Below are 19840 nucleotides of genomic sequence, written 5' to 3'. Positions count from 1 at the left end.
CTAACAAATACGCGGAGGTTTTCGCGCAAAAAAGTTGCGGTGGTTTCCAGACCACTCTTAAGGGGTGAACAAGATGTTACGAGTAAGCGGTTTGAACCGCAAAGCGCGCCGTCGTACAGCGGCACTTTCCAAAGCGCAGACGAGCAAATACCATCAAGGAAAATCCGCTGCATATCGCGCTTTCGCTGCTCCAGTTGCTGCCGGTGCGATAGGTTTGGGTGCATCGATTGGAGTGGCAACTCCTTCGATCGCGCAAACGGTTGTTCCCCCATCAAACGGTCCGTGCAGTGTTGCGGGTGACCTCGCCACCTGTACGGGAGATGTTTCAACGGGTGTTCAGGCAAACGGGCCAGCAATCGAAACGCTCAATATCAATAACGTGACTGCTCCGGGAATTGCACCGGGCGGTGGAACAGACGGAGTGGCTTTCAGCACACCAACAGGTAACGTAACCCTTAACATCCAGACGAATGGAACTGACGGCATTGTCACGACGGGGAACGGCGCGGATGGGATTGTTGTGGATGCGGACGGCGACGGGGATGTTTCGATCACATCGACGGGAGAAATTGCAACCGACGGACGTCGATCCTTTGGCATTCGATCCGATCTTGAGGGTGACGGTGCCATTTCGGTTAACTCGACCGGCAATATCACGACATCTGGACGCAGCAGAAGCGCCGGTATCGGCGCTACGCAACAAGGTGGTGATGGCGATGTGTCAGTGGTTTCAGCGGGTCGTATAAGCACATCGGGCAGCCGTTCAGACGGAATCTACGCCAATCAGGACGGTGGAGACGGCACGGTATCGGTCAACTCAGCGGGCGATATCAGCACAATTCGAAATCGATCAACAGGCATCACCGCTCTTCAGAGTGGCGGCGAAGGGGATGTCTCGGTGGTGTCGAATGGCAATATCTCAACGGCTGGAAACAACTCTGGCGGTATACTTGGACAGCAAAGCGATGACGATGGCGATGTCGCGATCCTATCAACCGGAAACATCACAACAGAAGGAAACAACGCGAACGCCGTCTTGGCGCGTCAAAATGGCGGCGATGGGGATATCTCCATTGAATCCGAGGGCAACCTCTCGACTTCTGGAAATAACGCCCGCGGGATCTTTGCACGGCAAGACGACGGTGACGGCGATATCACGATCCGCTCGACCGGAAATATCACGACAGAAGGAAACAACGCTGACGGCATCTTTGCCCGCCAAAGGGGCGGAGACGGAGATATCAGCGTCACTTCGTCGGGCAATATTTCGTCCGCAAGGGACGGCATCCGCGCGCTTCTGACCAATGATGGCGACATTACAATTTCGAACCGGGGCGATGTCAGCGGCGCAGAAGCGGGCGACGGTATCAACGCCACGGTGAATGGCGCTGGTGATGTCGTCGTCGACAGCATCGGGGATATTACTGGCAGAGAATACGGGATTTACGGCGTAGCAAATGGAACAGGCAACGTAACGGTCAATTCTAACGGCAACATTTCTGCTGAAGAAGAACATGCGATCTTTGCTGACGCGGAGGACGGGAATGTGACCGTCAATGTGACGGGCGACGTCCAATCCCTCGATAGCGATGCAATTGATGTGGAAACCGGCAGCCCCGGAGGCGTGATTGACGTCACTGTGGTGGGCAACATCACTGGCGATGCGATCGGCATTGACGCTGATGCCGAGGATTCCGGTGATATCAACATTCAGGTCACAGGTGATATCCGCGCCGGTTCGGATGACGGCATCGAAGCCGAAGTTGATGGTGACGGCGACATCTCGATCACGATGAACGGTGATATCGAAGCAAGCGAACACGGGATCCGCAGCTTTGTTGCTGGCGACGGAAACATCTCGGTTGAAGCGTCGGGTGAAATTGCGGCGGAAAATATTGATGGCATTAACGCTGAAATAGACGGAAACGGCGATGTTACTATTTCGGCATCCGGTACCATCGATGCCGAAGTTGACGGAATCTTCGCCCATGTGACCGAGAACGGCAACATAAGCATTACAAACGCTGCAACCATAACCGCCAGAAACGACGAGGGAATTGACGCCGAAATCTTCGGAGATGGCGATGTCTTCATTAGAAACTCTGGGCGGATAACCTCTCGCGAAGACGATGCGATCGAAGTGGATGTCGAGGGAAGCGGCGATGTCAGCATTGTGAACTCTGCCCGGCTTACCGCCGATTCCGACGCGATCGATATCGAACTAAACGGTGACGGCGATGCCCGTGTGACCAACAGCGGGGCGTTGCGTTCGCTGGACAATAACGGGATCGAAGTGGACGTGGACGGAGCCGGTTCAATCACCATTGTGAACACCGGAAATATTGATGCGTTCGAATACGGTATCGAGATCGAAGATCGCGACAACAACGCCGCTGCAATAATCACAAACTCCGCCCGCATCACCGGTCGAGAAGGCTTTTCCATCGTATATGGCGGCGACGGGAACGACACGTTGAATCTCGAGCCCGGCTCGATTCTGAACGGATCGGTCGATTTCGGCAATGGCAACGATGGCATGGGGGGCACGAACCCGAATGACATTGACACGTTGAACTTTGCGCGCGGGATGAATTCGGTTGTAAATTTTGCTGATGCATCGGGTGACGATAATGACCTCGCGTCCGCCCCCGAAGTCGTCAATTTTGAAGGGGCCGGCGTTGTGGCCAACAATGGCCTCACTGCGGTTTCGGTGGATACGACGGGATTCGCGGCCCAAGGTACCTTTATCAGCGATCTCACCAACGCGGTGTTCAATACGATTGACACCGCCAGCCCCTATGCGTCCGGCTCGTCCGGTGGCCAGGTTAGCAGAAACCTGGGTCCTTTCGGGTATGTTGAACAGGATAATGGCCCATATGTCTGGGGTTCAGCCTTCGGAGGAGATCGCGATGTTGAAGAAGACGGTTCAAATCTTGGATTCAGCCATCGTATGTACGGTTTCGTAGTTGGTGCCGAGACGAGTGAATTTATCGATAACAGCGATTTTGGTGCTCTTGTCGGATATGACGACAGCCATGTCTCGCTGGATCAAGACGCAGGAGATACCGATATCACGTCATATTTTGGGGGCGTTTACCTCGAAAGGGACTACGGACGATACAGCCTCAACGCAGCGCTTCTTGCTGGCGTAACCGACAATGAAGCGACCCGAAACGTTGATGGCGGCGAAGCGAAAGGCGATTTTGACGGCACGTTCGTTTCGCCATCGCTCTCGATCTCGGCACCCATCAACGCCTTGCCAATTCCTGCCTTCTTCAGTGCACGCGCAAGCTATGTCTTTCTGAAACTTGATGAATATACCGAAACAGGAACCGCGTATCCGCTGACTGTCGAAGATCGGAACGTTTCGCTGTTCAACACGCGGGCTCAATTGAACTTGCCCCGCCTCTACGAGGCCGCAAATGGATCGAGTACCTACCTGAACTGGGCCGTTGGAGTAGATGCAACTTTTGATGCAGGATCCGACGATGTGGACTCAATCGTAGCAGCGACACCCTTTTCTTTCGTAGCTTCAACAGAAGATGCAGCTGCAGGGTTTCTTGGCTTTACGCTTGAACATACCTCTGCAGATGGAAACCGATCGATAGGCTTCAGCGGCGAGTTTCAATCAACCTTTGGTGGTGGATCCAGTGTTGTCGGAGAACTCACGGCTTCCATAAGGTTCTAAACCAACGAATTGCCGTATTGTTTGGTCAAATGTTGGTTCTTAACAGCCTCTTCAAACTGACTGCCTTAACATGGGAGCGTCTGTTTAGTTTCGTCACGCACGTCCAAGCCATCTACGCCTACGAAATCACAGGGGGCTTTTTTGTATCTTCGATTCTAGCCGTAGGCGTCGACCGCGAAGGTCGGATTTCGCCTCCGCTACCGGATAGGTTTGCAACTGCAGAGAATGTCAGCCTCCCGCCCTTCGGGACCAAAGTGCTGTCAGACGAATTCGAACCAGTCTCAGTTTGCCACGGAAACCGCGAACCTACCCGGAACAAAGTTGACGCCACTCGCTAAGAGCAGCGGCGCGGGTCAGCTTGACGGTGTCTCGGCTGGCTAGCGATCTTTCCTGTTTGAAGTGGTTGTATACGGAGGAATGGACGGCGGCGAATTTCTGCAGACTTCGCATGCGCACGAAACGTTGCATGGCGCGTTCACGCCGTCGGAAAGGAAGGTGTGAATTCTCGACTCGGTTGTTAAGCCACCTGCCCGTCTGTTGTTTTTCGGTAGCGCCAAGCTCTCCAAGAGCGGCCCGGTACGATGCGAAGCGATCCGTGACGACGGTTTCCGCTTTACCGTATCGCTACATCAATTTCTTGGGGAATTTCAGTGCTGCTGCTTTGTTTCGACGTTTGGTAACGATTGCTTCGAGCACTTCGCCCTCATGATCGACGGCCCGCTAGAGGTAGTGTCTCTTGCCATTCACCTTCACGAAAACCTCGTCCACGTGCCCTTCCATTTGGAGTATGCTCTGAATAGCTGAACACGCTTTCTTCGGATCTCAGCAGCAAACATTGGGCCAAACCTGTTCCACCAATACCGGACAGTTTCGTGGCTCACGTCGATGCCTCGCGCGTGCAACAAATCTTCGACATTCCGAAGCGCAACGCCGGGTGGACAAAGAGGCACCGCGGGACTGATCGGTAGATTGAGGTTGTTCAACGACTTCAACACCGGAACCCATGTTCTCCCATGGACGTCAGCAATCCCGATCTTCATGCTTTCAACGTGGAAGCTGCCATAGGTTACGTTCTGAAGGAAGCAGGACCCGAGGTCGCAGCCCAATATCAATATAGTGTGCAAAGATTGCAGCCCGGTGAACGCCGGATTTTTTACAATGCAGTTTTGGGACAGAGGAGGTCCTACTCAGCGCGGTACACGACAGGCCCTCCTAAGTTCAAAAAGTCGTAGCAGAATTTCTCATTGCGAAGCGAAATGATGTAACGCCTCAAATGGCAGAAATCGCCGCTTTGCTGAGAGTAGACACAAATCATTTGAGAGAACGCGGGACAAACCGCCCGGGGTTGCTACTTTGGCGGTGTGAGTAACATTCAATTTAAGATTTCCCCAGTTTGGCCGACTCTCAACGTTCCGCCTTTAGCAACCTCAACATAGACACCCATGTCCGAATGACCCATCAACACCCGAATTTGATAGGGTATCTTCATGTCCCGCTCGGCCGTTTCCGGGTTCACTTCAGTGGCTGCACACCTTTTCGTACGTGAAAGTATCTTTAACTCAACATCGCCAAATCTGAAAACTGATCCAGCTTCATCCAACTCAGAAAACGGAGGTAAACCGTCCATCTCGATATTCGCCCGGAAGCGCGCTGGGTGGATTTCTGCGTTCAGTTTTTCACCCAACTTTTCCACAGACGCCAAATTTAAAACGGATATCGCGTTCATCATTTTGGGTGATACGACAGACACATCTGTAAACCGATGAGGAGCCGACGAAACGAATATTGGCGGTTCGGGATCTTTTAAGCCAATCTCTGAAGAAAGGAAATTTGACGCATTTTTCCGATCTTCTGCAGCTTGCATGTTAAAGCTGTGTGTTTTGCCGCTCGCTTTGATCACAAGATCTTGGGTCTCAATATCAAAATTCGTCTTAACACCTGCCAGAGCAGCCTCATTTAATAGAACAACAAAGCGATCTTTCGGCAGAGGCTGAGGGTTCTGTGCGTTAAATCCGGAGTTGTAGCGCGCGAACCCGAAAAGGCGATCACCTGGAATCCCCTCCCCTGCTCGCAGCGTCACGGTTTGCATAGGCTCGGCACTCAATCCTTTAATTGGATAGCGGTTCAATCTGACGATAGTGAGTGTGTTCATACGTCTGCACCTGACCAAACGAGTTATACACGTTCCCGAGTGGTCCGCGCTATTCGACGCTACCTCCAATTCTCAAAGGTATCGACCAAATAATCTGTGAGTGCTTCAGCAGAGGGTTCGCTAAACGCGTTGGCCGCATGATGGCCGCGATTGTAGGCTGTGCCAATTTTAGTCGATAGAGCCATTTAATACCTCGCTGACGAGAATAGATGCGTATCAAGAAAAATAAACAAATTCTCATATAATCAACGACTAAGAAGCAAATTGAACGTTCCTCTCCGCCTTTTTGAGGTACGAACCTCAAATATTTCTGGACTTGAGGTGCGTACCTCAAATAGCCTTATAGACATGCCGCGATTCGCACATCCTCGAATGACGGTGCAAAAAAGGGAGGAATGGATGACTTACACAAAACTGGCTTCGGCCAGCGCAATAGTCCTTGCCGCTACTACTCTTTCTACCAAGGCAAATGCTGAAGACCTGACGCTCTGTTGGGCTGCATGGGACCCGGCCAACGCGCTTGTAGAGCTATCAAAAGAATTCGAAGCAGAATCCGGCCACACGATGAACTTCGAATTTGTTCCCTGGCCAAACTTTGCCGACCGGATGCTGAACGAGCTGAACTCCGGCGGGAAGCTCTGCGACCTGTTGATCGGAGATAGTCAGTGGATCGGCGGGGGCGCTGAAAACGGTCATTATGTAAAACTGAATGATTTCTTCGATGCCGAGAGTATCAGCATGGACGATTTCGCGCCGGCAACGGTTTACGCCTATTCGACATGGCCTAAAGGTACTCCGAACTTCTACGCATTGCCCGCAATGGGGGATGCAAACGGCTGGTTCTATCGCAAGGACTGGTTCGAGAATCCGGACATCCAAGCTGCGTACAAGGAAGCAACAGGGCAAGATTTGCGTGAACCTCAGTCTCAGAAAGAATTGCTGCAAATCGCGCAGTTTTTCCAGGGTCGTGAGATCGATGGAAAGACGGTCTACGGTGCGGCGATCTTTACTGAGCGTGGGTCCGAAGGGATCACCATGGGTGTGACCGGAGCGCTCTATCCGTGGGGCTTCAAATATGAAAACACACCAGGATCCTACGATATGGAGGGTGCCGTAAACTCGCCCGAAGCAGTCGAAGCGCTAGAGTTTTACAAAGAATTCTACAAAACAGCGACACCCCCAGGATACACAAACTCCTACATGGGCGAGAGCTTGGACGCCTTTAAGTCCGGTCAGGTCGCCATGGCTATGAACTGGTTTGCGTTCTTCCCGGGTCTCTATGCCGATCCCAATACCGGTGGTGACAAGATCGACTTCTTCGTCAACCCACCACAAAATCAGGCAGGCTCGACACTGGGCGGACAAGGTATCTCTGTTGTCAGCTACTCTGACAAACAGGACGCCGCGCTTGAGTACATTAAGTGGTTCGCGCAGCCAGAAGTTCAGGCCAAATGGTGGGAACTAGGCGGCTACTCAGCACATAATTCGGTGCTGGAAGATCCTGGTTTCGTAGACAGCCAACCGTTCGCCGGTGACTTCCTGGAAGCAATGGCCGGGGTGCAGGATTTCTGGCAAGAGCCTGCCTACGCGGAACTGCTGCTGGCAATGCAGAAGCGCATCCACGACTACGTGGTTGCCGACCAAGGCACAGCTCAAGAAGCGCTTGATCTTCTGATCGAAGATTGGACGGAAGTCTTCGAAGACGAAGGCAAGCTTTAGTCCGGACACAGGCAGGAGCGGGTGCAAACCCGCTCTACCTTCACCCGTGAGTCCTAAACCAACAAGAACTGGCAAAGAGATGTCTGACAGGACCGTAGATCGCGTTGCGCAGGCAACGCCCGAGCGAGTTGCGCGAAAAATTCGGGGGTTATCCGACCGCGCGATCGCCTGGATATTCATCTCCCCAACGATATTTCTACTGCTGGCGATCAATATCTTCCCTTTGATCTGGACCATCCAACTGAGCTTTACCAACTACAAGGCCAACCGGATCGGGCGCGAGGTCAAAGATGTCGGGTTCAGGAATTACGAGCGCATCCTGACAGACTCGGACACATGGCTGAACATGCAGGCGACGGCGCATTTCCTGTTCTGGACGATTTTTTTTCAAGTCCTGATCGGATTTACTCTGGCGTGGTTGATCAACAAGAAATTCAAGGGCAATGATCTTTGGACCACGATCATCGTGCTGCCGATGATGTTGTCGCCTGCCGTCGTCGGGAACTTCTGGAAGTTTCTCTATCAGCCCCAGATCGGTCTGTTTAACTACATCGTATCGTGGTTTACCGGCAAAGACCCGTCGAGCTTTGAGATGCTCGGGTCCGTAACGCTGGCGCCCTGGTCCATCGTGATTGTCGACACCTGGATGTGGACCCCCTTCGTGATGCTCATCTGTCTGGCCGGGCTGCGCAGTATTCCCGATTACATCTACGAGGCAGCTGAGATCGACAGGGCCAGCAAGCTGCGCCAGTTCTTTACGATTACCATCCCGATGGTCCTGCCATTCCTCATGTTGGCGGTGCTGTTTAGAGGGATCGAGAACTTCAAGATGTTCGATCTGGTGGTGCAACTGACGGGCGGCGGGCCAGGGTCTGTTACGGAGCTGACCTCCATCAATTTGAAGCGCGAAGCCTTTGAGAAATGGCGCACGGGTTATGCCTCGGCCTATGCGATCATCCTTTTCGTCACCGTGTTCGGCCTCGCGTCGATCTACGTCAAAGCCCTGAACAAGGTGAAACAGAGATGAGCAGTTTTTCCGTCACCGAACCTTCGAACCGTTCAAAGTGGATCGCCGGGTTTCTGGTTATCACCTATGCGCTGATCACGATGATCCCGCTGGTTTGGATTTTGCTAACTGGCTTCAAGTCTCCAGCCGACGCGATCAGCTATCCGCCCAAGGTTGTCTTTGACCCAACGCTTGAAGGCTATGTCAATCTCTTCACCACTCGCACACGGCAGACGCAGGAGTTCCTGGAAGCAAACCCGCCACAGAACTGGGCCGATGAGATCGTCCGGCAATATGACATGGTTATTGTCGGGCCATCCAAGTTTGGCGAGCGTTTTATGAATTCGGTGATCATCGGGTTTGGATCGACGTTCCTAAGCATCTTCCTTGGCACCTTGGCTGCTTATGCATTCAGCCGTTTCAAGGTGCCGCTCAAGGATGACCTTCTATTCTTCATCCTCAGTACGAGAATGATGCCCCCGGTTGCCGTTGCGATCCCAATCTTCCTGATGTTCAGAAACCTCGGTCTAAGCGACACGCATTTGGGGATGATCCTTCTCTATACGGGTGTGAACATCTCGTTGGCTGTTTGGCTGCTGAAAGGGTTCATCGACGAAATCCCGCGAGAGTACGAGGAAGCGGCACTAATAGACGGCTACACCCGGTTTCAGGCGTTTTACAAAGTTGTACTGCCGCAGGCTGCGACGGGTATCGCTTCGACAGCGATCTTCTGCCTTATCTTTGCATGGAACGAGTATGCGTTTGCCGTGTTGCTGACATCCGCGAATGCGCAGACCGCGCCGCCCTTTATTCCCACCATCATCGGGATCGGTGGGCTGGATTGGCCTGCAGTTGCGGCTGGTGCCACGATCTTCCTGATTCCGGTCATGATTTTCACCATCCTGATGCGCAAACACCTGCTGCGCGGGATCACATTCGGAGCGGTGCGCAAATGAGCGAGTTTCTATCAGGATTAATGCGTTTTCGCCGAGGCCCATGGGAGATGGTCGCGACCATCCTCATCGCGGTCGGCGTATTTATGCTGATGCAACCGTTCGTCCTTTGGGCGTTCACTTATTCCTTCATCGTTACGCTGATCGGAACTGTCATGTTCATCATCGTCAGCCATTTTCCGGAGTAGAAATGGCCCAGATCGTTGTCAAAAACGTAAAGAAGATGTTCGGCGATTTCACCGCTGTGCGGGAAAGCTCGTTCACGATTGAAGATGGTGAATTCTTCATGCTGCTTGGTCCATCGGGCTGCGGCAAAACAACGACGCTGAGGATGATCGCAGGTTTGGAGCTTCCAACATCGGGTGAGATCTATCTCGACGGCGAAGAAATCAGCCAGCGACCCCCATCAGAGCGAGACATTGCATTCGTGTTCCAGATGTTTGCGCTGTATCCCCACATGAACGTGCGCAAAAATATCAGCTACCCCCTGATATCGCAGGGCATGCCGCGTGCTGCTGTAAAAGCCAAAGTAGAAGAAGTCGCGGGAATTCTGGGGATCAACGACATCCTCGATAGCCCGGTAGGTGGACTGTCAGGTGGCGACCGGCAGCGCGTGGCACTGGGCCGCGCGATCGTTCGCGAACCCAAGGCATTCATGATGGACGAACCGTTGGGTGCCTTAGATGCCGAGTTTCGAGAACACATGGCCGAAGAGTTACGCGCGCTTCATGACCGTATGGGCGCAACCACTGTTTACGTGACACACGACCAGTTGGAAGCCATGCAAATGGGCGACAAGATCGTAGTGATGAACAACGCTGTGATTGAGCAATTCGGCACACCTCAGGAAATCTACGACAAACCAGCCACAATGTTCGTTGCAGATTTTATCGGGTCCCCTTCCATGAACTTCCTGCCGTTTCAAGGAAAGGTCGCGCCTGACTCGGAAATGGTTCGACTAAATGGCCATGACGAAGCCGTGCCCAAACTGATGGAGGGGGCGGAAGGTGACTTAGTTTTTGGGGTTCGCCCTGAGCATGTTTTTCTATCGGATGCGAGCGCCTACAGAGCCAAGGTTCTGGCGACAGAATATTTGGGAACCACCCAGATCGTGACGCTGCAAAGCCCGAACGGAGAGCTGAAAGCCCGGATTGATGCGCGCGAAGTCGTAAATCCCGGCGAGACGGTGGGGTTAGAGTTCCGCTCACCCTCAGTAACACTGTTTGAAAAGGCCACCGGACGCGCGTTGAGGTCCGCTCTGAACGACGAGGTACTAAGTAATGGCTGAAGTCGTTTTAGAGAATATCTCGAAGTCATTCGGCAATCTAAAGGCGGTGGATGATATCTCAATGACGATCCCCAACGGCGCCTTTGTGGTGCTATTGGGTCCAACGGGCGCGGGAAAGACAACGACGCTGAGATTGATATCCGGACTTGAGAAACTGGATTCTGGAACCGTTCGTATTGCTGGACGGGATGTTGGAATAGAAACGCCAGCCCAGCGCGATGTGGCCATGGTTTTCCAGCAATACTCACTGTACCCGCATATGACAGTGCGGGAGAACCTGACTTTTCCTCTGAGGTCGCCGATCCTGAAGACGCCAGAGGATGAGATCAAGAGGAAGGTTAACGAAGTTGCGGACATCCTCCAGATTCCGCACAAGTTGAACAACAAAGCAACTGAACTGTCTGGCGGTGAAATGCAGCGCGTTTCAATTGGACGAGCGCTGGTGCGAGACCCCCAGATATTTCTGATGGATGAACCCCTCAGCTCTTTGGACGCCAAGCTTCGGGCGGATTTGCGGGTCGAATTAAAAAGAATTCAGGCGGATCTGGGATCGACCTTGCTATACGTGACCCATGATCAAGTCGAAGCCATGACAATGGCGACGCATATCGGCGTTTTGGAAAACGGCAGGCTGGTTCAGTACGGAACACCCCGGGACATCTATGAAAACCCCGGTAGCGTTTATGTCGCCAGCCGGTTGGGACTGCCGCGGATCAACATTCTGCCTTCCGAGCTGTTCGGAGGCAATCACAAAGGTCCGCAAATAGGTCTTCGCCCGGAAAACATCATCGAAGGAGAAGGCAGCGAAGCGCGGGTAATACGCGCAGAGCATCTGGGGGATCAAACGCGGCTACACCTGGACCTGAACGGTCACCCTGTTGTGACCTTGATTGATGTACATCAGGATTATCCATCTGGAAAACTTATAAAAATCCGCCCACACAACCCGTTGTATTTTGACGCGTCCGGCGCGCGCGTGAATTAAGGAGCAAAAGCATGGCCCAGTTCCTCAACACAAAAGAAACTTTGGTTACAGAGGCCATAGACGGTCTTCTGGCGTCTTCCGGAGGGCAACTGACCCGGTTGGACGGTTACCCGCACATCAAGGTTGTTTACAGGTCGGATTGGGACAAGTCGAAGGTCGCCCTGGTTTCTGGCGGGGGGTCTGGTCACGAACCCGCCCATGCAGGTTTTGTTGGCGCCGGTATGCTGACAGCCGCGGTGTGCGGGGAAGTGTTTGCATCCCCGTCAGTCGAGGCGGTTCTGGCGGGCATTCTTGCGGTCACGGGTGAGGCTGGGTGCCTGCTTATCGTCAAAAATTACACCGGTGATCGGTTGAACTTTGGACTGGCAGCTGAACGCGCCCGTGCATTGGGCCGCAAGGTAGAGATGGTCGTTGTCGACGATGACATCGCCCTGCCCGATCTTCCGCAACCACGTGGCGTGGCGGGTACGTTGTTCGTTCACAAAATCGCCGGAGCGCTTGCTGAAGACGGTGCTGACCTAGACACCGTTACAAATGCTGCAAGAAGCACCATTGCGAAGGTTGTCAGCATCGGTATGAGCTTGGACACCTGTACCGTTCCGGGATCTCCAAAAGAAGACCGGATCGCCCCCGGGAAAGCAGAGCTTGGCTTGGGTATTCATGGCGAGCCCGGTGTACAGCAAGTCGAGTTCTCAAATGCTGTATCGGCTATGTCCACAGTGGTGGAGAAGCTGAAGCAAAGGGTGGGGTCCGGGGATTGCGTGGCGTTGGTCAACAACCTGGGTTCTACAACTCCGCTAGAAATGGCTGTCCTTACGCATGCGTTGTCCGAAACTGGTTTTGCCCACCATATCATTGGCCCGGCACCCATGATGACGTCGCTGGATATGCACGGGTTTTCGGTTTCCATTCTGCCTGTGGATCAGGACGATTTGTCAGCCCTTGAAACACCCGTTGATCTGGCCGCATGGCCCGGGGTCGATTCCATCGGCCCGATCAAAGTGGCCCCATTGCCTGATGGCCTGACCCCTATCGATCCAATTCCTTCGAACAATCCCACCACAAGGGAAACGATCACCCGGTTGTCTGAACTGCTCATCAACGCAGAGAAGAACCTCAACGAACTGGACGCGAAATCTGGAGATGGCGATACAGGAAGCACATTGGCGACTGCCGCAAGAGCATTGCAAGGTAGCCTTGACCGCATGCCGCTTGCTGATCTGACACAACTGTTTCCGGCGTTGGGCAATGAGTTAAGTCAGACAATGGGTGGTTCTTCCGGCGTGATACTCGCAATCTTCTTCAACGCAGCTGGAGATGCCTGTGCGAGCGGAGCATCGGTACCGAAATCTCTCGTCGAAGGACTGAATCGCGTCAGCCAGGTTGGGGGTGCCAAGGTCGGTGACAGGACAATGATTGACGCCCTAGCACCGGCACTTGCCGCGCTGCCATCTGGTCTGACGCACGCGGCCGAGGCTGCCCGCAAAGGCGCGAACAACACCGCAAATATTAGACGTGCTAAGGCAGGCCGCGCAGCCTATGTTCCCGAAGAAAACCTTGTTGGACATAACGATCCCGGCGCTGAGGCTGTTGCTTTGTTGTTTGAAGGCTTAGCGCGGGAGATTGAGGGCTGAAGAACACGTGGAAGACCAAAAACAAAAACTAGAATTGGTGAAAAAGCCAACCGTTAATGACCTCGCGCGCGTTGCGGGTGTCAGCCTAGCGACTGTTGACCGGGTCTTGAACAGACGCCCCGGCGTGCGGGCGGTGACCGTACAGAAAGTACAAAAGGCGATTGATGAGCTGGGGTATGTGCGCGACACGGCCGCGGCCAACCTTGCGCGTAACCGAGTTTACAACTTCCTCTTTGTTCTGCCGGACACGGACAACGAGTTTGTGGAGGCAATCAGCAGTCAGATCGCAGAACAATCACGCGACCAATTTATCGAGCGGACTCGCATTGCAATAAAGAAGGTTGCTCCGTTTGAGCCCCAAGATATCGTCAACATTCTGGATGCTGTAGACAGTTTGGATGTAGACGGAGTCGCCGTTTTCGGGCCCGAAACGCCTTCTGTCCGGGATGCTGTTAAAAGGCTCAGGGACAAAGGCGTTCCGGTGGTTGCGTTGGTGTCTGACTTGCCGAGTTCTGAACGAGACCACTTTGTGGGAATCGATAACGTTTCGGCAGGACGAACCGCCGCTCAGCTAATGGGGCGATTTGTGCATCGTGACGGCAAGGTCTTGGTACTTACAGGATCCCGTTTGGCACGTGACCACCTCGAACGACGTCAAGGCTTTGACCTTGTTGTGGCTGAGGAATTTCCGCACCTCGAAGTCGTAGCATCGGTCGAGGGCCGAGATGACCCGGATCTGATTTACAGGATGATGCCCGAAATATTTGAAACCTATCCAGATCTGGTCGGAATATACTCGTCAGCAGCGGGTAACGCAGGCCTGATTCAATTCCTTTCAGAAAACAAGCTCAGCGAAGATCTGGTGATCATAGCTCATGAGCTTACACCGCTCAGTCGTGAGGCGCTCACGCTCGGTACATTTGACGCTCTGATCTCGCAAGACACTGGGCACATTGTACGTTCAGCCGTCCGCCTGCTGCGCGCGACTTCGGATAAGGTTCCGTTCAACAAAGCGCAGGAACGTATCCGCATCGACATCTATCTGAAGGAAAATTTACCGCCATAGAGGCTCAGGTTTTGGGGAGGAGATTTTATGAAGACGATCAAAGGTCCAGCTTTGTTTCTTGCGCAATTTGCGGGGGACGAAGCGCCGTTCAATTCGTGGGACGCGATCACTAAATGGGCAGCTGACTGTGGATACAAAGGCGTTCAGGTGCCCAGTTGGGACGGCCGGCTGTTCGACCTGGAACAGGCCGCGTCCAGCACCGGTTACTGCGATGACTTCAAAGGAAAAGCCAGGGACAATGGTGTCGAAGTTACTGAACTTTCAACGCACCTTCAGGGCCAGCTTGTGGCCGTTCACCCGGCCTATGACAGTGCATTTGACGGCTTTGCGGCCGAAAGCGTCAGAGGGAACCCGAAAGCCCGGCAAGAATGGGCAGTAGACCAGGTCAAGAAAGCGCTATCAGCTTCGAAAAACTTGGGTATTTCTGCACATGCGACATTCTCGGGCGCGTTGGCATGGCCTTATGTCTATCCTTGGCCGCAGCGCCCCGCCGGCTTGATTGAAACGGCGTTTGATGAGCTTGCGCGTCGTTGGGTGCCAATCCTTGATCACGCCGAAGACTGCGGCGTTGATGTATGCTACGAAATCCACCCCGGAGAGGACCTCCACGATGGTGTGACGTACGAGATGTTTCTGGAACGGACGGGAAATCACCCACGGGCCTGCATGCTATACGACCCGTCGCACTACGTGCTGCAATGCCTCGACTATCTGGACAATATCGACATCTACAAAGATCGGATCCGGATGTTCCATGTCAAAGATGCCGAGTTCAACCCAACCGGGCGGCAAGGTGTTTATTCCGGGTATCAAAGCTGGGTTGATCGGGCTGGGCGGTTCCGGTCGCTTGGTGATGGCCAAGTGGATTTCGGTGCGGTCTTCTCAAAAATGGCGGCGAATGACTTTGATGGTTGGGCTGTGGTCGAATGGGAATGCTGTCTCAAACACCCCGAGGATGGCGCGCGTGAAGGCGCTCAGTTTGTGTCAGATCACATCATCCGTGTGACCGAGAAAGCCTTTGATGATTTCGCTGATAGTGGCGCCGACGAAGCCGCCAATCGGAAAATGCTGGGGATTGAGTGATGGTCACAGGACGCAGTGAAGAAACATCAGGACGCATTCGGCTTGGCATGGTTGGCGGCGGAAACGACGCCTTCATAGGGGGTGTTCATCGCATAGCGGCGCGACTGGACGACAAGTTCGAGCTGGTCGCCGGTGCTTTGTCTTCGACGCCAGAGAAATCTCTTGAAAGTGGTCAAGCATTGGGGCTCGAACGGGTTTATGAAGACTTCAAGAAAATGGCGATCCGGGAAGCCCGATTGAAATCTGGGATCGAGGCGGTCTCAATTGTAACGCCAAATCACGTTCACTATGCAGCCGCACGTGAATTCCTGAAACGCGGTATTCACGTCATTTGTGACAAGCCACTCACCTCGACCCTTGCGGATGCAAAAAGACTGGTGAAGGCGGCCGAAAGCGCGAAGGCACTGTTCATTTTGACCCACAATTACACGGGCTATCCGATGGTTCGGCAGGCGCGTGAAATGGTTGCCAACGGCGAAATTGGCAAGATTCGTGTGGTTCAAGTTGAGTACCCGCAGGACTGGCTGACCGAGCAGCAGGATTTCAAACAGGCTGAGTGGCGAACCGATCCCGAACGCTCGGGCGCGGGTGGATCAACCGGTGACATCGGAACCCATGCCTACAACCTCGCTTGCTTTGTAACCGGGCTGACAGCGGAAAGCTTGGCGGCGGACTTGCAGGCCTTTGTGCCGGGGCGAAAAGTCGATGACAACGCGCACGTGTTGCTTCGCTTCGAAGGCGGAGCGCGGGGTATGCTGTGGTCTTCTCAGGTGGCTCCCGGCAATGAAAACGCACTTCGTTTGCGCGTCTATGGTGAGAAAGGTGGGTTGGAGTGGTCTCAGGAAGATCCCAACTACCTTTGGTTCACGCCATACAATGAACCCAAGCGGCTGATCACCCGAAATGGAGCTGGAGCGGGCGATGCTGCCAATCGGTTGAGTAGGGTCCCTCCGGGCCATCCAGAGGGATATCTTGAAGGTTTCGCCAATATCTATGGAGAGGCTGCTGAGGCAATCCAAGCTTTCCGAGGCGGGATTTCACCTGATACTTCGGTTGTCTATCCAACGGTCCATGATGGACTCAATGGTGTAAAGTTTGTAGCCGCATGCGTGCAAAGCTCTTCAAGGAATGCGGCTTGGGTCAAGTTAGAGTAAAGTCTGGCTGTGGGAAAAGAGCGGACATCTTAGAGGGTGCTGTCAAGCGAATTCGAACCAGTCTCAGTTTGCGGCGGAAACCGCGAAACTATCCGGAACAAAGTTGACGCCACTCGCTAAGAGCGGCCGCGCGGGTCAGCTTGAAGGTGTCTCGACTGGCTAGCGATCTTTCCTGGTTGAAGTGGTTGTAAACAGAGGAATGGACGGAGGCGAATTTCTGCAAACTTCGCATCCGCCTGAAACGCTGCATCGCGCGTTCGCGTCGTCGAAACGGCAGGTGCGAATTCTCGATACGGTTGTTGAGCCACCCGCCCGTCTGTTGCTTTTCAAGCGCGCCCATTTCTCTGAGCGCAGCCTTGTAGGAAGCGAAGCGATCTGTGACGATCTATTCGGCGCAACCGTGCCGCTTCATCATTTTCCTGAGGAATTTCAGTGCTGCAGCTTTGTTTCGGCGCTTCGTGACAACGGCTTCCAGCACCTCGTCTTCGTGATCAACAGCCCGCCAAAGATAATGCCGCTTACCATTCACCTTCACGAAAACCTCGTCCGCGTGCCACTTCCATCTGGAGTATGCTCTCAATTGCTGAACACGCTTTCTTCGGATCTCAGAGGCAAACATCGGACCGAACCTGTTCCAACAGTAGCAGTCGGTTTCGTGGCTCACGTCGATGCCTCGCTCGTGCAACAAGTCTTCGACATTCCGAAGCGAGAGCGGGAAGCGGATGTACAGCGTTACCGCAAGACGGATGATATCGGGACTGGTTTTGAAGTATTTGAAAGAGGCAGGTCTGGTCATGGGCAAAAGCTATGCAACACCCCTGCCCCGCTCAAGACACGTTCTTCTGACAAGACCCCAACCCGATCCCCGCCTCCGGTCCATGTTGATCCGCGCCCATGGCTGGACCCACGATCTGAAGTCCGGAGTTCAACTGATGGAAGTTGCGCGGCGTGAAAGCGTCCCCGGCGCTTTCATCCTTGCCCGTGCCCAGCTCGCGTTTCTCTCACCGAAGATTCAGGCCGCGATACTCGACGGCACCCAGCCGCCTGAACTTACACTCAAGCGTCTGGTCAGCGTGACCCACCCACTTGATTGGTCCGAACAGGAACGCCTGTTCGGCTTCTGACATCTCCAGATCCTGCGTCACTGATACAGACTTCGCCCTCCCTGATCCGGCGGAACAATTCCCTGTTCGCACGAGAAAATTCCCTGCTCCACCTTTTAGGGAATTTGCAACATTAACCCCCTGTAAAACATTCAGTTCTGACAGGTGAAATTACTGAACTCAGTCCCGTTTTGCGAAATTTCCCTGTAAACTTCCGGGTATCAGGGAAATCCCGCCCAAAGCGATCCCACCAAAATGCGGCACTGAGACTGGGGCCTGAATCGTGATCCGAGTGTACGATCTGCTCCGTCTCTGATTGAAAGTGCATGCGTCAACTCGCGGGAATTGCGGCACAATTCCGGGTCAAAAAACACAACTGAAGTGAGACAGGTATGAGTGGCGGGGAGACAGGGATTCGAACCCTGGGAACGCTCTCACGTTCAACGGTTTTCAAGACCGCCGCATTCGACCACTCTGCCACCTCCCCGCGTGAGGCTGGGTCTATGACGAGTTGAGCGCGGAGGCAAGCCATAAAGCGGGAAATCTTGCCGAAGCGAATGTAGCAGTCTTTCCATGGCCCGATGCCCGCGCTATGATCTGCGGGAAAGACCGCACAAGACTGGCAACAAGAACCAGCAATGACGCGGTGGGGCGCGGCCGGAATGGCCTTGTCAGGCAAGGGATTGAGAAAATGGAGCGAGCTACGGGCACACGCTTTGGGCCACAACGGCTGGCAATTTTGGTCGTGACCATGGCAGCATTGGCTGGATGCGAAGAAGGGCTACTTACAACAGAGGACCCGCCTGAGGATACGGCCGCCGAAGATGCGGACAACACAAACCGGTTCGAACTGTTCCCCGAGGCTGCCGCGACCAATCAGCGCGATGTTGAAGCCCCCGAGGTTTTTCAGGTCACCGAAGCAGGGTTGTGGGACGGGCGGCCATCGCTGGGTGGTATCTGGGTGGCGCACCCTGATGTGACTCAACCCGAGCGGGTGCTGATCAAGAATACAGCCAACAACAAATCGGTAACGGGTGCCCTGTTCCGCCGTGAGCGGAATTTGCCGGGACCCGCGCTGCAGGTCTCGTCATCCGCTGCCGAGCAATTGGGAATGCTGGCTGGTGCTCCAACCAGGGTGCAGGTTGTCGCGTTGCGACGTGAGGCTATTGAAGAACCCCCTGCACCTGTCGCCGCGGAACCTGCCGAAGAGACAGATAGTGCAGAGAGTTCGGAAACAAACGACACCGCAGAAGCGTCGGAAACGGGCGCTGCTGAAAAGCCTCAAAAGCGGAAATGGTGGCAGAAAAAGCCAAGCACCGAAGCAGCGACCGGAGCTGCGGTCGTTGCCGGGGCCGCCGTTGTTGCATCGTCGGATGAAGATGCGCCCAGTGCAGAAGCCCCGACCAATGCAGAAGCACCGACCAGTGAATTGGCCGCGAATGAGGCACCAGCCCCAGAGAAACCGGCCAAACGCAAATGGTGGCAGAAAAAGCCAAGCGACGAGACTGCAGTCGCAGCAGCTGGCGCAGCAACCGCAGCTGCTGCCGGGACCGAATCCCCTTCGTCAGAAACACAGACGGCAGCATTGTCGGATCCCGAACTGACGGCACCGGCTGAAAAACCGGCCAAGCGCAAGTGGTGGCAAAAGAAAGACCCTAACGCAATCACCGAAACGCCTCTGGACCCGATTGCCGGAGCGGCAGCGGCCATCGAGGCCTCTGAACCAACGGCGGCGGCACCAGCGACGGCGAGTGCTGCGGCGACAAGTGGGTTGGCAAAACCTTTTGTTCAGGCGGGCACATTCAGCGTAGAATCCAACGCCAAGAGCGCGGTGGACAAGATCCGGCGCAATGGCATGGCTGCCGAAGTCATGGAACTGAAAAGCGAGGACAAGTCGGTCTGGCGCGTTTTGGTTGGACCCGTTGCAACCCGCGCGGAACGCCGGGCGATGTTGAACGATGTGAAAGACCTTGGGTTTACCGATGCTTTCACGGCGAAGAACTGATCAA

At 54.2% G+C, this 19840-nt stretch carries 14 protein-coding genes, 1 tRNA gene and 2 pseudogenes; 13 read left to right on the top strand and 4 right to left on the bottom strand.

The annotated features are described in order from the left end of the window. Nucleotides 1-73 precede the first annotated feature (73 nt). Nucleotides 74-3688, top strand: coding sequence for an autotransporter domain-containing protein (locus ACR0DK_RS18080; protein WP_480737428.1), 3615 nt, complete (start codon nucleotides 74-76; stop codon nucleotides 3686-3688). A gap of 306 nt (nucleotides 3689-3994) precedes the next feature. On the opposite strand, the pseudogene ACR0DK_RS18075 reads toward ACR0DK_RS18080, so the two are convergent. Further along, nucleotides 3995-4617 (bottom strand): annotated as a pseudogene (locus ACR0DK_RS18075) (IS6 family transposase); the annotation flags it as partial. A gap of 443 nt (nucleotides 4618-5060) precedes the next feature. Then, nucleotides 5061-5840, bottom strand: coding sequence for an MOSC domain-containing protein (locus tag ACR0DK_RS18070; protein WP_480737426.1), 780 nt, complete (start codon nucleotides 5838-5840; stop codon nucleotides 5061-5063). 399 nt (nucleotides 5841-6239) lie between these two features. Between ACR0DK_RS18070 and ACR0DK_RS18065 the strand changes: the two genes are divergently transcribed. From ACR0DK_RS18065 to ACR0DK_RS18020, 10 genes are all read left to right on the top strand, one after another. Beyond that, nucleotides 6240-7559, top strand: coding sequence for an ABC transporter substrate-binding protein (locus ACR0DK_RS18065; protein WP_223117787.1), 1320 nt, complete (start codon nucleotides 6240-6242; stop codon nucleotides 7557-7559). Between the two features lie 79 nt (nucleotides 7560-7638). After that, on the top strand, nucleotides 7639-8586 hold the full coding sequence (locus tag ACR0DK_RS18060) for a carbohydrate ABC transporter permease (protein WP_170403466.1): 948 nt from the start codon (nucleotides 7639-7641) through the stop codon (nucleotides 8584-8586). Continuing rightward, complete coding sequence (locus ACR0DK_RS18055) at nucleotides 8583-9521, top strand: carbohydrate ABC transporter permease (RefSeq protein WP_010442361.1); 939 nt, start codon at nucleotides 8583-8585, stop codon at nucleotides 9519-9521. Before ACR0DK_RS18060 ends, ACR0DK_RS18055 begins: the two co-directional genes overlap by 4 nt. Then, nucleotides 9518-9706 (top strand): hypothetical protein, encoded by a 189-nt coding sequence (locus ACR0DK_RS18050; protein ID WP_170399676.1) that lies wholly within the window; start codon nucleotides 9518-9520, stop codon nucleotides 9704-9706. The genes ACR0DK_RS18055 and ACR0DK_RS18050 overlap by 4 nt, the downstream gene beginning before the upstream one ends. Nucleotides 9707-9708: 2 nt before the next feature. After that, nucleotides 9709-10806: an ABC transporter ATP-binding protein gene (locus ACR0DK_RS18045; RefSeq protein ID WP_170734706.1), complete on the top strand. Its 1098-nt coding sequence runs from the start codon at nucleotides 9709-9711 to the stop codon at nucleotides 10804-10806. After that, entirely contained in the window at nucleotides 10799-11791 is a 993-nt protein-coding gene (locus tag ACR0DK_RS18040) for an ABC transporter ATP-binding protein (protein ID WP_480737424.1), read from the top strand. Before ACR0DK_RS18045 ends, ACR0DK_RS18040 begins: the two co-directional genes overlap by 8 nt. 11 nt (nucleotides 11792-11802) lie before the next feature. Beyond that, complete coding sequence (locus ACR0DK_RS18035) at nucleotides 11803-13425, top strand: dihydroxyacetone kinase subunit DhaK (protein WP_170626548.1); 1623 nt, start codon at nucleotides 11803-11805, stop codon at nucleotides 13423-13425. A 7-nt stretch (nucleotides 13426-13432) separates the two neighbouring features. After that, nucleotides 13433-14491 (top strand): LacI family DNA-binding transcriptional regulator, encoded by a 1059-nt coding sequence (locus ACR0DK_RS18030; RefSeq protein WP_480737421.1) that lies wholly within the window; start codon nucleotides 13433-13435, stop codon nucleotides 14489-14491. Nucleotides 14492-14518: 27 nt separating this feature from the next. Beyond that, nucleotides 14519-15574 (top strand): sugar phosphate isomerase/epimerase family protein, encoded by a 1056-nt coding sequence (locus ACR0DK_RS18025; protein WP_170819498.1) that lies wholly within the window; start codon nucleotides 14519-14521, stop codon nucleotides 15572-15574. Beyond that, complete coding sequence (locus tag ACR0DK_RS18020; protein ID WP_480737419.1) at nucleotides 15574-16728, top strand: Gfo/Idh/MocA family protein; 1155 nt, start codon at nucleotides 15574-15576, stop codon at nucleotides 16726-16728. The genes ACR0DK_RS18025 and ACR0DK_RS18020 overlap by 1 nt, the downstream gene beginning before the upstream one ends. An 88-nt stretch (nucleotides 16729-16816) precedes the next feature. Here ACR0DK_RS18020 and ACR0DK_RS18015 read toward each other — a convergent pair. Then, nucleotides 16817-17524 (bottom strand): annotated as a pseudogene (locus ACR0DK_RS18015) (IS6 family transposase). A gap of 82 nt (nucleotides 17525-17606) precedes the next feature. Between ACR0DK_RS18015 and ACR0DK_RS18010 the strand changes: the two are divergent. After that, nucleotides 17607-17852: a hypothetical protein gene (locus ACR0DK_RS18010; RefSeq protein WP_223117786.1), complete on the top strand. Its 246-nt coding sequence runs from the start codon at nucleotides 17607-17609 to the stop codon at nucleotides 17850-17852. A gap of 376 nt (nucleotides 17853-18228) precedes the next feature. Here ACR0DK_RS18010 and ACR0DK_RS18005 read toward each other — a convergent pair. Beyond that, nucleotides 18229-18318, bottom strand: a tRNA-Ser gene (locus tag ACR0DK_RS18005). Nucleotides 18319-18522: 204 nt separating this feature from the next. On the opposite strand from ACR0DK_RS18005, the gene ACR0DK_RS18000 reads away from it, so the two are divergent. Further along, entirely contained in the window at nucleotides 18523-19836 is a 1314-nt protein-coding gene (locus ACR0DK_RS18000) for an SPOR domain-containing protein (protein WP_480737416.1), read from the top strand. Nucleotides 19837-19840 lie beyond the last annotated feature (4 nt).

The organism is Ruegeria sp. CE6, from assembly GCF_056537485.1.
The sequence above is the reverse complement of the archived record's forward strand: the minus strand, read 5'-3'. Positions and strand labels throughout refer to the sequence as shown.

Coding starts and splice junctions, on each gene's coding strand:
- ACR0DK_RS18000 (WP_480737416.1), top strand. CDS start 18,523: ATGGAGCGAGCTACGGGCACACGCTTTGGGCCACAACGGCTGGCAATT.
- ACR0DK_RS18065 (WP_223117787.1), top strand. CDS start 6,240: ATGACTTACACAAAACTGGCTTCGGCCAGCGCAATAGTCCTTGCCGCT.
- ACR0DK_RS18025 (WP_170819498.1), top strand. CDS start 14,519: ATGAAGACGATCAAAGGTCCAGCTTTGTTTCTTGCGCAATTTGCGGGG.
- ACR0DK_RS18055 (WP_010442361.1), top strand. CDS start 8,583: ATGAGCAGTTTTTCCGTCACCGAACCTTCGAACCGTTCAAAGTGGATC.
- ACR0DK_RS18010 (WP_223117786.1), top strand. CDS start 17,607: ATGTTGATCCGCGCCCATGGCTGGACCCACGATCTGAAGTCCGGAGTT.
- ACR0DK_RS18080 (WP_480737428.1), top strand. CDS start 74: ATGTTACGAGTAAGCGGTTTGAACCGCAAAGCGCGCCGTCGTACAGCG.
- ACR0DK_RS18050 (WP_170399676.1), top strand. CDS start 9,518: ATGAGCGAGTTTCTATCAGGATTAATGCGTTTTCGCCGAGGCCCATGG.
- ACR0DK_RS18060 (WP_170403466.1), top strand. CDS start 7,639: ATGTCTGACAGGACCGTAGATCGCGTTGCGCAGGCAACGCCCGAGCGA.
- ACR0DK_RS18045 (WP_170734706.1), top strand. CDS start 9,709: ATGGCCCAGATCGTTGTCAAAAACGTAAAGAAGATGTTCGGCGATTTC.
- ACR0DK_RS18040 (WP_480737424.1), top strand. CDS start 10,799: ATGGCTGAAGTCGTTTTAGAGAATATCTCGAAGTCATTCGGCAATCTA.
- ACR0DK_RS18070 (WP_480737426.1), bottom strand. CDS start 5,840: ATGAACACACTCACTATCGTCAGATTGAACCGCTATCCAATTAAAGGA.
- ACR0DK_RS18020 (WP_480737419.1), top strand. CDS start 15,574: ATGGTCACAGGACGCAGTGAAGAAACATCAGGACGCATTCGGCTTGGC.
- ACR0DK_RS18035 (WP_170626548.1), top strand. CDS start 11,803: ATGGCCCAGTTCCTCAACACAAAAGAAACTTTGGTTACAGAGGCCATA.